15 protein-coding genes are annotated in these 18,673 nt (G+C 62.7%); 13 read left to right on the forward strand and 2 right to left on the reverse strand.

What is annotated here, in order from left to right; genetic code table 11:
• On the reverse strand, positions 1–2,725 hold a 2,725-nt coding region (locus NPS47_RS18800), incomplete at its 3' end, for a retention module-containing protein (RefSeq protein WP_274296301.1).
• Between the two features lie 347 nt (positions 2,726–3,072).
• Between NPS47_RS18800 and NPS47_RS18805 the strand changes: the two genes are divergently transcribed.
• The 7 genes from NPS47_RS18805 to NPS47_RS18835 all read left to right on the forward strand — a co-directional run bounded on the left by NPS47_RS18805 (position 3,073) and on the right by NPS47_RS18835 (position 11,905).
• On the forward strand, positions 3,073–4,410 hold the full coding sequence (locus NPS47_RS18805; RefSeq protein ID WP_274296302.1) for a TolC family outer membrane protein: 1,338 nt from the start codon (positions 3,073–3,075) through the stop codon (positions 4,408–4,410).
• 42 nt (positions 4,411–4,452) lie between these two features.
• Entirely contained in the window at positions 4,453–6,609 is a 2,157-nt protein-coding gene (locus tag NPS47_RS18810; protein WP_274296303.1) for a type I secretion system permease/ATPase, read from the forward strand.
• A 7-nt stretch (positions 6,610–6,616) separates the two neighbouring features.
• Positions 6,617–7,972, forward strand: a complete 1,356-nt coding sequence (locus tag NPS47_RS18815; RefSeq protein ID WP_274296376.1) for an HlyD family type I secretion periplasmic adaptor subunit — start codon at positions 6,617–6,619, stop codon at positions 7,970–7,972.
• 240 nt (positions 7,973–8,212) lie between these two features.
• Positions 8,213–9,115, forward strand: coding sequence for a TauD/TfdA dioxygenase family protein (locus tag NPS47_RS18820; RefSeq protein WP_274296304.1), 903 nt, complete (start codon positions 8,213–8,215; stop codon positions 9,113–9,115).
• Positions 9,116–9,135: 20 nt separating this feature from the next.
• On the forward strand, positions 9,136–10,155 hold the full coding sequence (locus NPS47_RS18825; protein ID WP_274296305.1) for an ABC transporter substrate-binding protein: 1,020 nt from the start codon (positions 9,136–9,138) through the stop codon (positions 10,153–10,155).
• Between the two features lie 5 nt (positions 10,156–10,160).
• Positions 10,161–11,024 (forward strand): ABC transporter ATP-binding protein, encoded by an 864-nt coding sequence (locus NPS47_RS18830; RefSeq protein ID WP_274296306.1) that lies wholly within the window; start codon positions 10,161–10,163, stop codon positions 11,022–11,024.
• 14 nt (positions 11,025–11,038) lie between these two features.
• On the forward strand, positions 11,039–11,905 hold the full coding sequence (locus NPS47_RS18835) for an ABC transporter permease (RefSeq protein WP_274296307.1): 867 nt from the start codon (positions 11,039–11,041) through the stop codon (positions 11,903–11,905).
• 5 nt (positions 11,906–11,910) lie between these two features.
• Here the strand turns inward: NPS47_RS18835 and NPS47_RS18840 are convergent, their stop codons facing one another.
• Complete coding sequence (locus tag NPS47_RS18840) at positions 11,911–12,501, reverse strand: WYL domain-containing protein (RefSeq protein ID WP_274296308.1); 591 nt, start codon at positions 12,499–12,501, stop codon at positions 11,911–11,913.
• Positions 12,502–12,707: 206 nt separating this feature from the next.
• Between NPS47_RS18840 and NPS47_RS18845 the strand changes: the two genes are divergently transcribed.
• The 6 genes from NPS47_RS18845 (at position 12,708) to NPS47_RS18870 (ending at position 18,638) form a co-directional block, all read left to right on the forward strand.
• On the forward strand, positions 12,708–13,526 hold the full coding sequence (locus tag NPS47_RS18845; RefSeq protein WP_274296309.1) for a tetratricopeptide repeat protein: 819 nt from the start codon (positions 12,708–12,710) through the stop codon (positions 13,524–13,526).
• A 94-nt stretch (positions 13,527–13,620) separates the two neighbouring features.
• The gene (locus NPS47_RS18850; protein ID WP_274296310.1) at positions 13,621–14,073 is read left to right on the forward strand and encodes a MarR family winged helix-turn-helix transcriptional regulator; all 453 of its coding nucleotides are present in this window, start codon (positions 13,621–13,623) and stop codon (positions 14,071–14,073) included.
• Positions 14,070–16,160, forward strand: coding sequence for an FUSC family protein (locus tag NPS47_RS18855; RefSeq protein WP_274296311.1), 2,091 nt, complete (start codon positions 14,070–14,072; stop codon positions 16,158–16,160). The genes NPS47_RS18850 and NPS47_RS18855 overlap by 4 nt, the downstream gene beginning before the upstream one ends.
• The gene (locus NPS47_RS18860; RefSeq protein WP_028943804.1) at positions 16,157–16,369 is read left to right on the forward strand and encodes a DUF1656 domain-containing protein; all 213 of its coding nucleotides are present in this window, start codon (positions 16,157–16,159) and stop codon (positions 16,367–16,369) included. Before NPS47_RS18855 ends, NPS47_RS18860 begins: the two co-directional genes overlap by 4 nt.
• Positions 16,366–17,241 (forward strand): efflux RND transporter periplasmic adaptor subunit, encoded by an 876-nt coding sequence (locus NPS47_RS18865; protein WP_274296312.1) that lies wholly within the window; start codon positions 16,366–16,368, stop codon positions 17,239–17,241. Before NPS47_RS18860 ends, NPS47_RS18865 begins: the two co-directional genes overlap by 4 nt.
• Positions 17,238–18,638, forward strand: a complete 1,401-nt coding sequence (locus tag NPS47_RS18870) for an efflux transporter outer membrane subunit (protein WP_274296313.1) — start codon at positions 17,238–17,240, stop codon at positions 18,636–18,638. Before NPS47_RS18865 ends, NPS47_RS18870 begins: the two co-directional genes overlap by 4 nt.
• The last annotated feature ends 35 nt before the right edge of the window (positions 18,639–18,673 follow it).

Raw genomic sequence — 18,673 nt, forward strand, 5'->3', positions numbered from 1 at the left:
TCGCGCTGACGGTAGCGGTGTAGGTGATTACGCCGCCTTCGCCGATGGTGCTGACGTCGGCAGTCAACTTCACGGTGCTGGTGTTGATGGTGTCGGCAACATCGGTCACCGCTGGGGTGGTATCTACCACCAGGCTCTCGAAGTCACCGCCATCGGTGGTTTCGATCACGGCTTCGACAGTGCCGGCGTCGATGTAGACGTCGTCGGTCGGCGCATCGAACTGCACGCTGCCTTCAGTCTCACCGGCCTTGATCTCGATGACGGCGCCGTTGCTCAAGGTCACGGTCATGTCGGTACCGGCCTTGTTGGTCAAGGTCGCGGTGTAGGTGATCTTGCCGCCTTCATCGACCGACGGGGTCGCGGTAAGGGACAGACCGGTCTCGTTCTGAGTGTCCGGGCTGTCGGTGACGGTGATCGTGGTTTCACCCGACGCTTCGAGCTTCTCGAAGTTGCCGCCGCTGACATCCTTGATGCTGTTGGTCAGGTCCAGGTTGCTGGTGTGGACGTTGTTTGGCGCGATGTCCTGCACGGTGCCGGTGGTCTGACCCACTTCAATCACGATCTGCTGACCGTTGGTGAGGTTGATCACCAGCGGTTTGTCGGTGACTTTCGCGCTGACGGTAGCGGTGTAGGTGATTACGCCGCCTTCGCCGATGGTGCTGACGTCGGCAGTCAACTTCACGGTGCTGGTGTTGATGGTGTCAGCGACATCGGTCACGGCTGGGGTGGTGTCCACCACCAGACTCTCGAAATCGCCGCCGTCGGTGCTCTCAATAGTCGCGTCGACCGTACCGGCGTCGATGTAGACGTCGTCAGTTGGCGCATCGACGGTGACGGTGCCGCTGGTCTCGCCAGCCTTGATCTGGATGACCGCGCCGTTGCTCAGGGTCACGGTCATCGCCGTGCCGGCCGGGTTGGTCAGCGTCGCGGTGTAGATGATCTGGCCACCTTCATCGACACTGCCCGTAGCGGTCAGAGAAAGGCCGGTAGTCGCATCGGTATCCGGACCATCGGTCACGGTAGTCACCGGGTTGCCGCTGGTGTCCAGCTTCTCGTAGTTGCCACCGCTGGTGCCGGTGATGCTGTTGGTCAGGTCCGGGTTGCTGGTGTGGACGTTGTTCGGTGCAACGAACTCCACCGAACCGGTGCTTTGGCCAACGGGAATAGTGATCTGCTGACCATTGGCCAGGTTGATGACCAGGTCCGAACCGGTCACCGGTGCGGTCACCGAAGCGGTGTAGGTCACCACGCCGCCTTCAGCGACGCTCGGGGTCGCGGTAAGGGTGACGGTCGAGGTGTTGATGGTGTCGGTCACCTCGGTCACCGCCGGTACTTCGCTGACCACCAGGTTTTCAAAGTTGCCGCCATCGGCCTTGTCGATGGTCACGCCAACGCTGCCGGCATCGATGTACACGTCGTCGCCAGGCGCCGCCACGCTGACGCTGCCTTCGGTCTGGCCTGCGGCAATGGTGATCACCGCGCCATTGCTCAGGGTCACCGTCACCGGGGTGCCGGCCGGGTTGGTCAGGGTCGCGGTGTAGATGATCTGGCCACCCTCGGCGACGGTGCCGGTGGCAGTCAGGCTCAGGCCGGTGTTGTCGAGCGAATCGGTGATGGTGGTAACGGCCGGGTTCGGGTCCGGCACCAGGTTCTCGAAGTTGCCGCCCGTGGCACCGGTGATGGTGGTGCTGACGCTGCTGCCGTTGTTGTAGACGTCGTTCGCTGGCGTCTGGACATCGACGGTGCCGGTGGTCTGGCCCGCGCCGATGGTGATGGTGGTGCCGTTGGACAGGGTGACGGTCACCGGCGTCTGGGCCGGGTTGGTCAGGGTGGCGGTGTAGGTGATCACGCCACCTTCGGTGACACTCGGGTTCGCGCTCAGGGTGACCGTGGTGGTGTCGACGGTGTCGGTGATCTGGGTAACCGCCGGGGTGGTGTCCGGGGTGATGATCAGGCCGGCGCCACCGCTGGTGCCGGTAATGGTCGCAGACACTTCGCTGCCATCCACGTACACGGTGTCGTTCGGTGCAATGGTCACGCTGACGCTGCCGGTGGTCTGTCCGGCGCTGATGACGATGACCTGGCCGTTGGACAGGGTCACGGTCAGGTCAGTCAGCGGCGGCTGGCCCAAGGTGGCGGTGTAGATGATCACACCACCCGCTTCAGTGATCGACGGCGTGGCGGTCAGGGTCAGGCCGGATTCGCGCGTAGGCGTAGCGGTGTTTGCGTTGTTGCCATCGTCCAGGCCGCCCAGATCCAGGCGGTTGTCATCTATGGCAAAGCCGATAGGGCCGGTCGGGAAACCGATGGTCGGGTCAACCGAACCCGCCGTGGCATCGAGCATGACGAAGCTGTGGCCACCACCGGCGGCGCCACCAGAGCCTGCAGCCGATGGGCCGGCCGCGGTGGCTTCCAGTTCGGTGGTCGGGTCGGCACCAGCAGCAATGGCTTGTTGCAATTCTTCAACCGATGGCGCGGCCTGTGCGGTAGCAGCCGAAAGGTCGGTGCTGCTGTCTGGCGCGTCAGCGCTCCATTGCGTGTCACGACCCAGGTCGAGCGTGCGACCGTCAGCCAGTTCCAGGGTCACAGCGCCCGCCAGGCCAGTCAGCACCTGCTCGCCAGCCAGCAGGCGGTCACCTTCGATGAGGACGCGCCGAGCCCCTTCCGGGGATACGGCGATCACTTGACCAACAATGCTTTTGACGATGGCAACAACGCTGCTCATTGGACTCTCCGAATACCCGTTCAGTTGGCTTCCATGCCCAGTCGGCGCTGATTTGCCGCATTCCGATGGGTATGTATCAAATGTTATTTTGACGCTAAATCCGTCAAATATTTGTCTATATTTTTTGGCTATTAACTTTATGCCAAACTATTGACCTTCCTGCCGCCATCCTAAACAATCAACACCGTAATGTCACATTGATATTTAAGCGGCTGCCACCCTTCCTACGTACGCTCGAGTACCCCTTCGGAAGTTTCCGACAGAACGTCAAGCTGGTTGCCATTTTCGAATGCAGCAACGTCCTTTTGCTGTGATCTGGGACAAGAGGTCCCTAGGAAAAACGTCTCATGCGCGCTTCATTGTTCACTGCTCTTCCTTTCGCCCTCGCCGCCGGTTTTGTTCAGGCACAAAGCCTGCCAGAGGCCATGCAAAAAGCCCTTGAGGTACACCCGGAAATCCAGGCCGGGGTCAACAGCCGTATCGCTGCTGACTACCAGCTGCGCGCAGCCAAGGGCGGCTACCTGCCAAAGGTCGATGTACTGGCAGGTTACGGTCGCGAAGGGACCGACAGTCCGAGCACAGGCAACCGCTGGGAAACCCTCAACCGTGGTGAATCGAGCCTGCGTCTGCGGCAAATGGTTTTTGACGGTTTTGCCACCTCCAGCGAAGTAGGGCGTCAACAAGCCACCGTTAACTCGCGTGCCTACTCCTTGCTCGGTGCCTCCGAGCGCACCGCGCTGACCGTCGCCCAGGTTTACCTGGACGTCCTCACCCGTCGCGAAATGGTGCGTCTGGCCGAAGACAACCTGCGCAGCCACGAACGCATCTATGACCAGATCAAGCTGCGCACCGCCCGCGGTGTGGGGCGTCTGGCTGACCTCGACCAGGCTGAAGCGCGTCTGGCCCAGGCGCGTAACAACCTGATCACCGAGCAGACCAATCTGGCCGACGCCAAGACCAACTACCTGAGCGTTGTGGGTCAGATGCCCGACGAGTTGACCGCGCCTGCACCGTTCATCGATTTGCTGCCGGCAAATCTCGACGAAGCCCAACGACAGATGATCGAAAGCAGCCCGATCCTGCGTTCGGCGGAGTCCGATATCGCGGCGGCGGAAAAACAATACGAGGCGGCGAAGTCTACGTTCTATCCACGTTTCGATGCAGAACTCGGACGGACGGCCGATAACGATATCGATGGCCTGAACGGCCACAACAACGAATGGCAGGCTATGCTGCGTATGAGCTTCAACCTGTATAACGGTGGAAGTAACAAGGCCGACCTGGAATCCAAGTCGTACCTGACCAATCAGGCGCTGGACATTCGTAACAATGCCTTGCGCCAGCTCAATGAAGAACTAGGCCTGGCATGGAATGCTATGGACAACGCCAACGCGCAATTGCCTATTGCCCAGCAATACGTCGACTACAGCAACAACGTGCGCAGCGCCTACCAGCAGCAATTCAGCCTGGGTGAGCGGACCTTGCTCGACTTGCTCGATAGTGAGAACGAACTGTTCACCGCCCAGCGTCGTCTGGCCGAGGTGAAGAACGTCCAGGTGTTTACTCAATATCGAATCAAGGCGACCATTGGCCAGCTGCTCAAGAGCCAGGGCGTTGTTGCCCCTATGGCATCCGTTGTGCAGAACGATATGAAACCGCAAGTGAACCTGCCAGGCATGAACTGAGGTTCGCCTTAATCTCCAACCGTAATCATCAAGAGAAACCGCGTGGAATCAGAAGTCAGTCGAGTCCAACTCAGCCATGATCCACGCAGTCAGCACGATGATCCGTTGCTGGACAGCCTGCTGTCCCTTTGTGTGCTGCACCAGAAGCCCGCCAGCCGAGCAATGCTGACCACCGGTCTGCCGTTGCCGGCCCAGCGCCTGAGCCCGGAGCTGCTGCCGCGTGCGGCCGCCCGTGCCGGCCTGCAAGGGCGTCTGTTGCAACGCAAGCTGGAGCAGATCCCGAACATCGCCATGCCGGCGATGCTGCTGCTCAAGGATGGTCGCAGCACGGTGCTGCTCGGTTGGGAGAATGACGACACCGCGCGGCTGTTGCTCAGCGAGAGCGACGGCGGCGAGGTGCATGTCAGTCGCGAGGCGTTGCAGAGTGACTACAGCGGACGGGTGTTCTTCGCCCAACCGCAGCACAAGTTCGACGTTAACCATGGCAACCTGATTCCGCGCGCCCGCTCGTGGTTTCGCGACACGCTAAAACGCAGCCGCTGGCTGTACATCGATGCCATCGCCGCCAGCCTGGTGATCAACCTGATCGCCCTGGCCGCGCCGCTGTTCGTCATGAACGTCTACGACCGCGTGGTGCCCAACCAGGCGACCGCGACCCTGTGGGTGCTGGCTGTCGGTATCGGCGGTGCCTATATCTTCGACCTGATCCTCAAGGGCCTGCGCAGCCTGTGCCTTGACCTTGCCGGGAAAAAGACCGACCTGATCATCTCCGCCACGCTGTTCGAGCGCATCGTCGGCATGGCGATGAAATACCGCCCGGCGCGGGTCGGCAGCTTTGCCCAGAACATTCACGAATTCCAGGGGCTGCGCGACTTCCTCGCCTCGCTGACCCTGACCAGCCTGATCGACCTGCCGTTCACCCTGCTGATCCTGCTGGTGATCGCCATCATCGGCGGCCACCTGGTGTGGATTCCGATCATTGCCTTCCCGCTCGCCCTGGGCATCGGCTACGCCCTGCAGAAGCCGCTGGTGGCGACGCTGGAGCGGACCATGGCCCTGGCCTCCGAGCGCCAGTCGAGCCTGATCGAGACCCTGGCCGGTCTCGACGCGGTCAAGGTCAACAACGCCGAAAGCGAACGCCAGTACATGTGGGAGCAGACCATCGGCACCCTCAGCCGCCTGGAACTGCGGGTCAAGGTGCTGTCGGGCCTGGCGATGAACATCACCCTGCTGATCCAGCAACTGGCCGGGGTGGCGCTGATTTGTGCCGGTGTTTACCAGATCATTGCTGGCAACCTGAGTATGGGTGGCCTGATCGCCTGCTACATGCTCAGTGGCCGTGCCCTCGGTCCACTGGCGCAGCTGTCCGGCTTGCTGACCCGCTACCAGCAGGCCAAGGTCACCATGGTCTCGACCGACCAGATGATGGAGCTGCCACAAGAGCGCAACTTCGAAGAGCGCCCGCTGAGCCGTCAGGTGCTGCAGGGTGCAATCGAGTTCCGCAACATTGATTTCACCTACCCGAACCAGCAGAACCTGGCGCTCAAAGGCGTGAGCCTGAGCATCCGCCCGGGCGAGAAGATCGGCATCATCGGCCGAAGCGGCTCAGGCAAGAGTTCGCTGGCCAAGCTGATCGTCGGTCTATATGAAGCCGACGGCGGTTCGCTGCTGGTCGACGGCGTGGACATCCGCCAGATCGACGTCAGTGAACTGCGCCACAACATCGGCTATGTGCCTCAGGATATCCAGCTGATGGCCGGCACCCTGCGTGACAACCTGGTCAGCGGTGCGCGTTACGTCGAGGACGAAATGGTCCTGCAGGCGGCTGAGCTGTCGGGTGTTCATGAGTTTGCCCGCCTGCATCCGCAAGGCTATGAATTGCAGGTCGGCGAGCGCGGCCAGAACCTCTCGGGCGGTCAGCGCCAGAACGTTGCCCTGGGCCGGGCGCTGTTGCTCAACCCGCAGATCCTGCTGCTCGACGAGCCTACCAGCTCCATGGACAACACCGGCGAAGAGCGTCTCAAGCAGCGCCTGCAAGCCGTTATTGAAAGCAAGACCGTGGTCCTGGTCACCCACCGGGCATCGTTGTTGTCACTGGTCGATCGCTTGATCGTCGTCGACCGCGGACAGATTGTTGCGGATGGTCCGAAAGCCGCCGTCATGGATGCGCTGAAGAAGGGGCAGATCAGTGTTGCATAAGATCGATATGGGTCAGGTCAAGGACAGCCTGCGCAAGTACTTCAAAGGCTCCGAGTCTCTCAACGGCCAGCCGCTGCCGGAGGTCAACAAGGCCCTCATCGAGGACGCGCCGCGTATCGTGCGCATGACCATCTGGGGTGTCATCGCGTTCTTCCTGTTCCTTGGGATATGGGCCAACTTCGCGATCATCGACGAAGTCACCCGGGGTGAGGGCAAGGCGATTCCGTCGTCCAAGCTGCAGAAAATCCAGAACCTGGAAGGCGGCATCGTTGCGCAGATCTTTGCCAAAGAAGGCCAGATCGTCGAAGCGGGCGACCCTTTGCTGCGTCTGGACGATACCCGTTTCGTATCCAACGTCGGCGAGACCGAGGCGGATCGTCTGGCCATGGCCTTGCGGGTGGAGCGCCTGAGTGCCGAGGTCGAAGACCGGCCGCTGAAGATCGACGAAGAGATCCGCAAGGCTGCGCCAAGCCAGGCGGCCAACGAAGATTCCTTGTACCAGAGCCGTCGTCAGCAATTGCAGAGCGAAATCGGCGGTTTGCAGGAGCAACTGGTGCAGCGCCAGCAGGAGCTGCGCGAGTTCAGCTCCAAGCAGGCCCAGTACCGCAACAGCCTGCAGTTGCTGCGCCAGGAAATCAGCATGTCCGAGCCGCTGGTGGCCCAGGGCGCAATCTCGCAGGTTGAAGTGCTGCGCCTCAAGCGTGCCGAGGTGGAAAACCGCGGCCAGCTGGATGCCACCTCGCTGGCCATCCCGCGGGCCGAATCGGCGATCAAGGAAGTCGAGCGCAAGATCGACGAGACCCGCGGCAAGTTTCGCAGCGATGCCCTCATGCAGCTCAACGAGGCGCGCACCGACCTGAGCAAGGCACAAGCCACCGGCAAGGCCCTGGATGACCGGGTCAACCGCACCCTGGTGACCTCGCCGGTGCGCGGTATCGTCAAGCAGCTGCTGGTCAATACCGTCGGCGGGGTGATTCAGCCGGGCAGCGACCTGGTGGAAATCGTGCCGCTGGATGACACCTTGCTGGTTGAAGCGCGTATCCGCCCGCAAGACATCGCCTTCCTGCATCCCGGCCAGGAAGCCATGGTCAAGTTCACTGCCTATGACTTCACCATCTATGGCGGCCTGAAAGCCAAGCTGGAACAGATCGGCGCCGACACCATCACCGATGAAGACAACAACACCTTCTACGTGATCAAGCTGCGTACCGATCGCAGCCACCTGGGTACTGATGAAAACCCGTTGTTGATCATCCCGGGCATGGTCGCTTCGGTGGACATCATCACCGGCAAGAAGAGCGTGCTGAGCTACCTGCTCAAGCCGATCATTCGTGCCCGGGCTGAGGCTTTGCGCGAGCGTTGACAGCATCGCGGGGCAAGCCCGCTCCCACAGGTTTTCCACTTCCCCTGTGGGAGCGGGCTTGCCCCGCGATGATATTCTTATTCTATAAAGATATTTAAATTCTAGCTCTTATGACTTTATAGTCATTCCCCTGCGTACCTGCCGACCAATCGGCGCGCCGCACGACCGAACCAACACGGAACCCCGTGAGTTTCTGATCGATGCGCGCACCTTTGGGCGCGCTCTGCGTGGGAGTGAATCATGTCAGCGGCCTCCAGCGCCTTGTCGTCTGTCGACAGCGCACAACAACAACAACGCTTCGAAATTCGTCCTTTCTCCGGTGCCGTCGGTGCCGAACTCATTGGCCTGGACCTGTCCCGCACAGTCACCGCCGAAGACTTCGCCCGGATTCACCGCGCGCACCTCGACCACCATGTGCTGGTGTTTCGCGACCAGCGCATCACCCCCGAGCAACAGATCGCCTTCAGTCGCCGCTTCGGTGTGCTGCAGATCCATGTGCTCAAACAGTTCCTGCTGACCGGCCACCCGGAAATCCTCATCGTCTCCAACATTGTCGAGAACGGCCAGAACATCGGCCTGGGCGATGCCGGCAAGTTCTGGCACTCGGACCTGTCGTACAAGGAACTGCCGAGCCTGGGCTCGATGCTGCATGCCCAGGAGCTGCCGAGCGAAGGCGGCGACACCCTGTTCGCCGATATGCACAAGGCCTGGGATGGCTTGCCAGAAGCCCTGCGCACTGCCGTGCAAGACCGTAGCGCGGCGCACTCCTACACCGCGCGCTACAGCGAAAGCAAATTCGAAGGAAACTGGCGCCCGACGCTGACGGCCGAGCAACTGGCGCAGGTGCAGGAAGTGATTCACCCGGTGGTGCGAACCCACCCGGAGAACGGTCGCAAGGCCCTGTTCGTCAGTGAAGGCTTTACCACCCGCATCGTTGGCCTGCCCGAAGACGAAAGCCGGCAGATCCTCGCCGAGCTTTATGCCCACAGCGTGCTGGAACAGAACATCTACCGCCACCAATGGCAGCCCCGTGATCTGGTGTTCTGGGACAACCGCTCGCTGATCCACCTGGCCGCCGGCTGCCCCGCGCACCTGCGCCGCAAGCTGTACCGCACCACCATCCAGGGCGATGCCCCGTTCTGACACGACTCGAGGAGTACAGCATGCGCAAGTCAATCAGCCGCCTGGCGGCCAGTATCGGTCTGGGTGTCAGCCTGCTCGCCGGCAGCCTGGTGGCCCCGGCAACCGCCCAGGCCGAAGGTGAAATCCGTATCGCCGAACAGTTCGGCATTGTTTATCTGCTACTCAACGTGGTGCGCGATCAGAACCTGATCGAGAAACACGGCAAGGAGCAGGGCATCGACATCAAGGTCGACTGGACGCAACTGTCCGGCGGCGCGGCGATCAACGATGCCTTGCTGTCCGGCTCGATCGATATCGCCGGTGCCGGTGTCGGCCCGCTGCTGACCATCTGGGATCGCACCCAGGGGCGGCAGAACGTCAAGGCCGTGGCGTCGCTGGGTAACTTTCCGTACTACCTGGTCAGCAACAACCCCAAAGTCAAAACCATTGCCGACTTCAGCGAGAAGGACCGCATTGCGCTGCCGGCTGTCGGGGTCTCGGTACAGTCGCGTTTCCTCCAGTACGCGGCGGCCAAACAGTGGGGGGACAAGGAGTACAACCGCCTCGACAAGTACACCCTGGCCGTTCCGCACCCTGACGCTACCGCCGCCTTGCTGGCCGGTGGCACCGAGCTCAACGCGCATTTCTCCAACCCGCCGTTCCAGGACCAGGTGCTGGCCAACAAGGACGTGCACGTGGTGCTCAACACCTACGATCTGCTCGGGCCGAACTCGCCGACCGTGCTGTTCGCCACCGAGAAATTCCGCAAGGACAATCCGAAGACCTACAAGGCCTTTGTCGACGCCCTGGCCGAGGCCGCGGACTTCGCCCAGAACGACAAGGCGGCTGCAGCTGATACCTACATCCGCGTGACCAAGGCCAAGATCGACCGCGAAGCGCTGCTCAAGATCATCGACAACCCGCAGTACGAGTTCAGCGTCACGCCGAAAAACACCTACCCGCTGGCCGAGTTCCTCTACCGCGTGGGCGCGATCAAGCACAAACCCGCCTCCTGGAAAGACTACTTCTTCCAGGACGAGAAACCGCTACAAGGGAGCTGAAGCGCATGAACACCCCATTGCAAGGCCACACGGTCAGCAAGTTGAGCAGCGTCGCCACGCCGCCGCTGCTGCAGGTGGATAACGTCAGCCTGGAGTACCGCACCGCGCAACGCGTGGTGCGGGCCACGCACCAGGTCAGTTTCGAAGTGGACAAGGCGGATCGTTTTGTCCTGCTCGGCCCCTCCGGTTGCGGCAAGTCGACGCTGCTCAAGGCGGTCGCCGGTTTTATCGAACCGCGCGAAGGGCAGATCCGCCTGCAAGGCGAGGCGGTGCATGGCCCAGGCCCGGACCGCATCGTGGTGTTCCAGGAGTTCGACCAGCTGCCGCCGTGGAAAACCGTTAAACAGAACGTGATGTTCCCGTTGCTGGCGTCCGCCACGCTCAAGCGCAAGGAGGCCGAAGCGCGTGCCTTGCATTACCTGGAGAAAGTCGGCCTGGGCGGTTTTGCCGATGCCTATCCGCATACTTTGTCAGGCGGCATGAAAGCCCGGGTGGCGATTGCCCGCGCCTTGGCCATGCAGCCGAAAATCCTGCTGATGGACGAACCTTTTGCCGCCCTCGACGCCCTGACCCGGCGCAAGATGCAGGAAGAGTTGCTGCTGCTCTGGGAAGAGGTGCGCTTCACCTTGCTGTTCGTCACCCACTCGATTGAGGAGGCGCTGGTGGTGGGCAATCGCATCCTTCTGCTGTCGCCTCATCCTGGGCGGGTACGTGCCGAAATCCATAGCCATCAATACGACCTGCAGAGCCTCGGCGCCAGTGATTTCCAGGCCTCGGCGCGACGCATCCATCGCTTGCTGTTCAACGATGATGCGCACGCCGAGCACGACCCGGCACTGGATTTTGCCGACATCCGTATTGCCTACTGACCGGGAGAATTGCCATGACCACCTCTATTACGCCGCGTCAGGAATACGAAGTTGTTCTCGAACCGCTGCTCAGCGTGCCGATCGAGCGCGAGCTGCCTCTGGGCCAGCGCTTGTGGCAACAGGCCTGGCTGCGCAAGGGGCTGATACTGGTGCTGCTGGCGCTGGCCTGGGAAGCGATCGCTCGCTACCAGGCCAACGACCTGCTGCTGCCCAGCTTCCTGCAGACCGCAGCGGCGCTGTACGACGGCCTGATCACGGGTGAGTTGCCGGCCAAGGTCGGCGTCTCCCTGGTGGTGCTGCTCAAGGGGTATCTGCTGGGCATTGTCCTCGCATTCGGCCTGACCACCCTGGCGGTCTCGACCCAGTTTGGCCGTGACCTGCTCAGCACCCTGACCTCGATGTTCAACCCGTTGCCGGCCATTGCCCTGCTGCCGCTGGCCTTGCTCTGGTTCGGGCTGGGCGACAACAGCCTGATTTTCGTCCTGGTGCATTCGGTGCTCTGGGCCCTGGCCCTGAACACCTATGCCGGATTTCTCGGCGTGTCCGAGACCCTGCGCATGGCCGGGCGCAACTATGGCCTGCGCGGCTTGCGCCTGGTGCTGCACATCCTTATCCCGGCGGCGCTGCCGTCGATCCTCTCGGGTCTGAAAATCGGTTGGGCCTTCGCCTGGCGCACCCTGATTGCTGCCGAGCTGGTGTTCGGCGCCACCAGCGGCAAAGGCGGGCTGGGCTGGTACATCTTCCAGAACCGCAATGAGCTGTACACCGACAAAGTCTTCGCCGGGTTGGCCGTGGTGATCCTGATCGGCCTGCTGGTGGAAAGCCTGGTGTTCAACAACCTGGAGCGCATTACCGTGCGCCGCTGGGGCATGCAGCGCTGACCGGCTCAGGCGCTCTGGTACTGTGCTGCGGCGTTGCTCAAGGTTTCGGCGATCTGATGGCGCAGGGCCAGGGGCTGTTCGACGATCAGGCTGTCGCCCTGGCTGAGTAACCACCAGCGCAGTTGCCAGCCGTTACCCACCGTCGCCCGCAGGCTGTGGCCGTGCTCCAGCTGGGTGATCTGCATGTCTGCCGACACGGGGGTCTCCCGCACCAGGCGCGCCAGATTGTCGCTGATCCAGGCCTGCAACTCGATCTTGTCGGTATCACCAAACTGCAGGGCATCGCTGCGCAGATAGGCCTGCAGATCAAAGTCGCGCAGGCCTTCGCTGGCGTTGTTGAGCACGCGCAACTGGTGAAAGCCGGCATTGGCCGCCCAGTGCCAGCCATAGGGAATGCTCTTGTCGTTGCGCTCCAACGGAAAAATCAGCGACAGCTCGTTCAAGTCGCGTTCAATCGTGCGTTTGCTGATGGTAAAGCCGGCGTCTTTCAGGCGAGCTACCAGCTCGGCGCTGGTGCTACCGGGTGAACGGCTGGGCAGTTGGCGCAATAACTCCCATTGACGGCTGAGCGTGGCGCGGGTCGTGGCGGAGGGCAAAGTGTGGCGTCCTTGTCTAGGCTTGCGGTTGTAGCATGTTCCTAGTGGAAAGATATGGCAATTGGCCATTTATCTATCGAATCAAGGATGAAGTAGTTGATTTGCCTCAACCGAATCGTTCGCGACAGGTTTTGTCGTGGCTTTGCGCAGAATCACGCCTCATTACTCCTGCCTTCGTTTCGGCGGGTTGTTCAATGAGGATGAACATGTCAGCTGCCAGCAACATTTACCCACTGCTCGAGCGCCTGCTTCCCGAGCGCATCATTGCGGTGTCTGGCCGTTCCAGCCAACTGGAGCGGTTGTACGCCGGTGTGGGTATACCCAGCCAGCGGGCAGCTTTGGGTGAAAGTTTCATCCTGATCAGTCGACTCGAAGAGGCCAGCGACCTGCAGGCGCTGTACAGCGATCTGCGTGCCCAGGCCCTGGATGGCAGTGTTGCTGCACTCAACGACCTGGGCTGGATCTGGCTCAACGGCAAATACTGGCGCGCCGACCCGACGCTGGCCGGGCACCTGCTGCGTATGGCGGCGTTGCAGGGCAGTGCCCCGGCCTGGTTCAACCTGGGCCAGCAGTATTATTTCGGCAAGGGGGTGCAGGTCGCTTATGCCAGTGCGGCCGAGTATTACCAACAGGCATTCGAGCGCGGTCTGGAACAGGCGGCCGCGGCCTTGGGCGATCTCTACGAGGAAGAAATCTGCGACAGCGAAGTGCAGGAGTGGAAGGTCGACCTGCACATGGCCTACCACTGGTTCTTGCGCGGCGCCCAGCGCGGCGAAGCGCGCTGCCGCTTTGAAGTCGGCTACCGGCTGCTGCACGGGCAGACCGTGGAAGTCGACCAGAAAGCCGGTGTGTACTGGCTGGAACTGGCAGCCGTGGCCGGGGTGATGCAAGCCGCCGAAGAGCTGGCGGTGTACTTCAGTGTGTCGCAGAACGCCTTGCGCTACCTGTTCTGGCGTGACCAGGCCATCGCCATGGGCAGTTCGCTGGCCCTGACCATGAAGCTCGAAGATCAACTGCAACCCTGAGCATCGCGCTCGTCAGCCGCGCTTGACGGCGGGGGCGATGATCGAAGAATATTGATAGTTAGCAAACTATGAATATAGCGATGACCCTCCCTTCATGACTCTCGATGCACTGCACCTGAACATCAGCAGCGGTATGGTGGTGGCCGGTCGGCACTGGCGGCGGATCTGCCAGGCGACCCTGGCCGGCTATGGTATTTCCGAAGCCTGTGCCATGCCGTTGCTGATGATCGTGCGCCTGGGCGATGGCGTGCACCAGGTGGCGGTGGCCCAGGCGGCAGGGCTGGAAAGCCCGTCGCTGGTGCGCCTGCTCGACCAGCTGTGCAATGCCGGGTTCGTCTGCCGCAGCGAGGACCCGGTGGACCGCCGGGCCAAAGCCTTGAGCCTGACCCACAGTGGCCGGGTGCTGGCGGAAACCATCGAGGGCGAGCTGGTGCGTCTGCGCCGGGAGGTGCTGCAGGGCATCGATGAAGCTGATCTGCTGGCCACCCTGCGTGTGCTGCGGGCCTTCGAACAGGCCGCACAGCGCACCCCTGGAGTGTCTGCGTGAAGGATTTTTTCAGCTCCATGCCGCCCGCCCGCGACTGGTTTTACGGCGTGCGCACCTTCGCGGCCTCGATGATCGCCCTGTACATCGCCTTGCTCATGCAACTGCCGCGGCCTTACTGGGCCATGGCCACGGTGTACATCGTCTCCAGCCCGTTTGTCGGTCCCACCAGCTCCAAGGCGCTGTACCGTGCGATGGGTACCCTGCTGGGCGCGGCTGGCGCGGTGTTCATGGTACCGCTGCTGGTGCAGACGCCGGTGCTGCTGACCGTGGCGATTGCCCTGTGGACCGGCACCTTGCTGTTTCTCTCGCTACACCTGCGCACGGCCAACAGCTATGCCCTGATGCTGGCCGGCTACACCCTGCCGATGATCGCCTTGCCGGTGGTCGACGATCCGCTGAGGGTGTTCGACATCGCCTCGTCACGGGCCCAGGAAATCTGCCTGGGGATCGTCTGTGCCGCGGTGGTCGGGGCGATCTTCTGGCCGCGGCGCCTGACCCCGGTATTGGTGGGGGCTACCGGCAACTGGTTCAACGAAGCGATCCGCTACAGCGACACCTTTCTCGCCCGTAGCGTCTCGACCGAGACCGTTGGCACCTCGCGTGCGGCGATGGTTGCCACCTTCAACTCGCTGGAGCTGATGATTGGCCAGCTGTCCCATGAGGGCGCGCGCCCGCAGACGGTGAAAAATGCCCGCGAACTGCGTGGCCGCATGATCCACCTGTTGCCGGTGGTCGATGCGCTGGACGATGCCCTGGTCGCGCTCGAAGCGCGCGCGCCGGCCCAGGCCTCTGAACTGCAGCCATTGCTGGAGCAGGCCCGTGAATGGTTGCAAAGCACCGCCAGCGACGCTGCGCCGAGCCGCTGGTCAACCCTGCGGGCACAACTCGAAGCGATGCAGCCCAGCGCCGCGGCCCTCGACGAGCGCGCCGCGTTGCTGTTGTCCAATGCGCTCTACCGCCTGGCCGAGTGGGTCGACCTGTGGCAGGACTGCTGCAGCCTGCAACACGCCATCCGCAACGAAGACCTGTCGCCCTGGCGCGCGGTGTACCGGCACTGGCGCCTGGGTCGGCTGACACCGTTCTTCGACCGTGGCCTGATGCTCTACTCGGTGTTCTCCACCGTCACCGCCATCATCGCCGCCACCACCCTGTGGATCCTCTCGGGCTGGAACGACGGCGGCAGCGCGGTGATTCTGGCCGCCGTGGCCTGCAGCTTCTTTGCGGCAATGGACGATCCGGCGCCGCAGATTTACCGCTTCTTTTTCTGGACGGCGGTGTCGGTGGTGTTCGCCAGCCTTTACCTGTTTCTGGTGCTGCCCAACCTGCACGACTTCCCGATGCTGGTGCTGGCGTTTGCCGTACCCTTCATCTGCGTCGGCACCCTGACGGTACAGCCGCAGTTCTACCTCGGCACCTTGCTGACCATCGTCAACACCGCCTCGTTCATCAGTATCCAGGGCGCTTACGACGCCAACTTCCTGACCTTCATCAACTCCAACCTGGCCGGGCCGGTGGGGTTGTTGTTCGCCTTTATCTGGACCCTGGTGATGCGCCCGTTCGGCGTCGAACTGGCGGCCAAGCGCCTGACGCGTTTCAGCTGGCACGATATCGTCGGCATGACCCGGCCTGCGACCCTGGCCGAACACCGGCGCCTCGGCGTGCAGATGCTCGACCGCCTGATGCAGCACCTGCCGCGCCTGACCCAGACCGGCCAGGACACCGGCAGCGCCTTGCGCGACCTGCGCGTGGGCCTGAACCTGCTCGACCTGCTGGCCTATATGCCACGGGTTGGTGCCCAGCCACGGCAGTTGCTGGAACGGGTGGTGGAGGAAGTCGGTGAGCACTTTCAGGCCTGTCTGGATGCCCGCCGTCGTCTGCATGCGCCGCAAGTGCTGCTGCAGAACATGGAGCGCGCCCGCCGCGCCCTGAACCTCAATGACCTGGCGGATAGCGCCGACGCCCGCGTGCACCTGCTGCATGCCTTGAGCGGCCTGCGCCTGGCGTTGCTGCCCGGTGTCGAGGTGGTGCTGGAACCTTCTGACGACCAGCCGCAACTGCCTTACGGCATCGATGGAGCGCCCCTGTGATCGGTGAACTGGATATCAGCGGGGTGTTCCTGCCCACGCTGCTGGTGATGATGGTCCTCACCTACTTGTTGTTTCTCGGGGTGCACGCCGTGCTTACCCGTGTGCATTTCTACCGTCTGGTCTGGCACCGGGCGTTGTTCAACGTTGCGCTTTACGCCGTGCTGCTCGGCACGGTCGACCACTTTTGCCGAAACCTGATGCTGCCATGAAAAAACCTTTATTGACCCTGGGCCGCGTGGTCCTGACCCTGCTGGTAGTGACACTGGCGACCGTACTGGTCTGGCAGATGGTCATGTACTACATGTTCGCCCCCTGGACGCGGGACGGGCATATCCGCGCCGACGTGATCCAGATCGCCCCGGACGTGTCCGGGCTGATTCAGCAGGTCGAAGTCCGCGACAACCAGGTGATCAAGCGTGGCGACGTGCTGTTCACCATCGACCAGGACCGTTTCAAGCTGGCCCTGCGCCATGCCCAGGCGACCCTGGCCGAGCGCAAGGAAACCCACGCCCAGGCCCAGCGCGAGGCGCGGCGTAACCGTGGCCTGGGCAACCTGGTGGCGCAAGAGCAACTGGAAGAGAGCCAGTCGCGCGAGGCCCGCGCGCAATCGGCGCTGGCCGAAGCCCAGGTCGCGGTCGACGCGGCGCAGCTCAACCTCGACCGCTCGGTGGTGCGCAGCCCGGTGGATGGCTACCTCAATGACCGTGCACCGCGTGCGCACGAGTTTGTCAGCGCCGGCAAGCCGGTGCTGGCGGTGGTCGACAGCGCGTCCTACCACGTTGATGGCTATTTCGAAGAAACCAAGCTCGGTGGTATCCACATCGGTCAGGCTGTGGATATCCGCGTGATGGGTGACAACGCCCGTCTGCGCGGGCATGTGCAAAGCTTTGCCGCGGGAATCGAAGACCGTGACCGTACCAGCGGTGCCAACCTGCTGCCCAACGTCAACCCGGCCTTCAGCTGGGTGCGTCTGGCCCAGCGGATCCCGGTGCGGATCGCCTTCGATGAAGTACCGGCGGACTTTCGCATGATCGCCGGGCGTACCGCGACCGTGTCGATCATTGACGGTAACGGCCAATGAAACGTCTGTCGCTGCTGGGTGTGAGCTTGCTGCTGTCGGCCTGCCAGATGGTCGGGCCGGATTATCAGCTGCCCAAGGATGGCGCGATCCAGCGTGCCGATCTGCAGGGTGAGTTGCGCCAGGATGCCAACAGCGTGGTGTCGGCACCGGTGCCGCAGAACTGGTGGCACCTGTATCACGATCAGCGTCTGAACACGCTGGTAAGCCAGGCGCTGGCGGCCAACACCGAATTGCGCGTCGCGGCGGCCAATATCGTCCGTGCCCGTGCCCAGGTAGAGGAAGCGCAAGCCCAGGGCGGATGGAATGGCGGGGTGAAACTGGGGGCGCAGCGTTTGCAGGAATCCGGTGAAGCCTTCCTGCTGCCGGAGAAGGTACCGGTGGCGAACATCGGCGAAGCCATCCTCAGCGCGTCCTACCAGTTCGACCTCTGGGGCACACTCAAGCGTGGCGTCGAAGCGGCCCAGGCCAATGCCGACGCAACCCAGGCCGCTGCCGATACCGCACGCATTACCCTGGTGGCCGACGTGGTACGCGCCTACACCCAGGTGTGTGCAGCCAACGAGGAGTACCACATCGCGCGGGAGTCGCTGGACTTGCAGGAGCAGAGCGTGACCCTGGTTCAGCGTCTGCGCGACGCCGGGCGTGGCGACGAAACCCAGGTGACCCGTTCACAGACCCAGTTCAAGTCGCTGCGTGCCGAACTGCCGCGTTACCAGGCCGCACGTGAGGCAGGTTTGTATACCCTGTCGATGCTGCTGGCCAAACCGGTGGCGCAGTTGCCGGCCGGTACCGCCGATTGCGCCGAGCTGCCGCACATCGCCCAGGTGCTGCCGGTGGGGGATGGCGCCGCACTGCTCAAGCGGCGTCCGGACATCCGTCAGGCCGAGCGCGGCCTGGCGGCGGCCACGGCGACCATCGGCGTGGCTACCGGTCAGCTTTACCCGGACATCAGCATCGGTGCGCAGGTCGGCACCATCGGTATCCTGGAGAATCTTGGCGAACCGGCGACCAACCGCTGGGGCTTTGGCCCGGCGTTGACCTGGACCGTGCCGACCAATGGTTCGCGCGCACGCATCCGCGGGGCCGAGGCCTCGACCCAGGCGGCGCTGGCGCATTTCGACGGGGTGGTACTCAACGCCATCCGCGAAACCCAGACCAGCCTGGCGCAGTACAGCGCGTTGCTGGAGCGGCGTGATGCCCTGGCCGATGCTGAACGCTCGGCGCAGCAGGCGGCCGAGCATACCCACCGTTTCTACCGGGCGGGGCGCGAGTCGTTCCTGGCGGATTTGCAGGCGACGCGGACTTATACCGATATGCGTGCGCAACTGGCGATGGCCAATACACAGGTGGCGATGGGGCAGATCGGTCTATTCCTGGCCTTGGGCGGTGGTTGGTAGACCACTGCCTGTGGGAGCGGGCTTGCCCCGCGATG

The sequence above is a fragment of the Pseudomonas putida genome (assembly GCF_028682475.1).
GTDB lineage: Bacteria > Pseudomonadota > Gammaproteobacteria > Pseudomonadales > Pseudomonadaceae > Aquipseudomonas > Aquipseudomonas putida_AG.

Bases quoted from the DNA above. Each gene is read 5' to 3' on its own strand.
- NPS47_RS18805 (WP_274296302.1), top strand. From the start codon at position 3,073: ATGCGCGCTTCATTGTTCACTGCTCTTCCTTTCGCCCTCGCCGCCGGT.
- NPS47_RS18815 (WP_274296376.1), top strand. From the start codon at position 6,617: ATGGGTCAGGTCAAGGACAGCCTGCGCAAGTACTTCAAAGGCTCCGAG.
- NPS47_RS18820 (WP_274296304.1), top strand. From the start codon at position 8,213: ATGTCAGCGGCCTCCAGCGCCTTGTCGTCTGTCGACAGCGCACAACAA.
- NPS47_RS18825 (WP_274296305.1), top strand. From the start codon at position 9,136: ATGCGCAAGTCAATCAGCCGCCTGGCGGCCAGTATCGGTCTGGGTGTC.
- NPS47_RS18830 (WP_274296306.1), top strand. From the start codon at position 10,161: ATGAACACCCCATTGCAAGGCCACACGGTCAGCAAGTTGAGCAGCGTC.
- NPS47_RS18835 (WP_274296307.1), top strand. From the start codon at position 11,039: ATGACCACCTCTATTACGCCGCGTCAGGAATACGAAGTTGTTCTCGAA.
- NPS47_RS18845 (WP_274296309.1), top strand. From the start codon at position 12,708: ATGTCAGCTGCCAGCAACATTTACCCACTGCTCGAGCGCCTGCTTCCC.
- NPS47_RS18850 (WP_274296310.1), top strand. From the start codon at position 13,621: ATGACTCTCGATGCACTGCACCTGAACATCAGCAGCGGTATGGTGGTG.
- NPS47_RS18865 (WP_274296312.1), top strand. From the start codon at position 16,366: ATGAAAAAACCTTTATTGACCCTGGGCCGCGTGGTCCTGACCCTGCTG.
- NPS47_RS18870 (WP_274296313.1), top strand. From the start codon at position 17,238: ATGAAACGTCTGTCGCTGCTGGGTGTGAGCTTGCTGCTGTCGGCCTGC.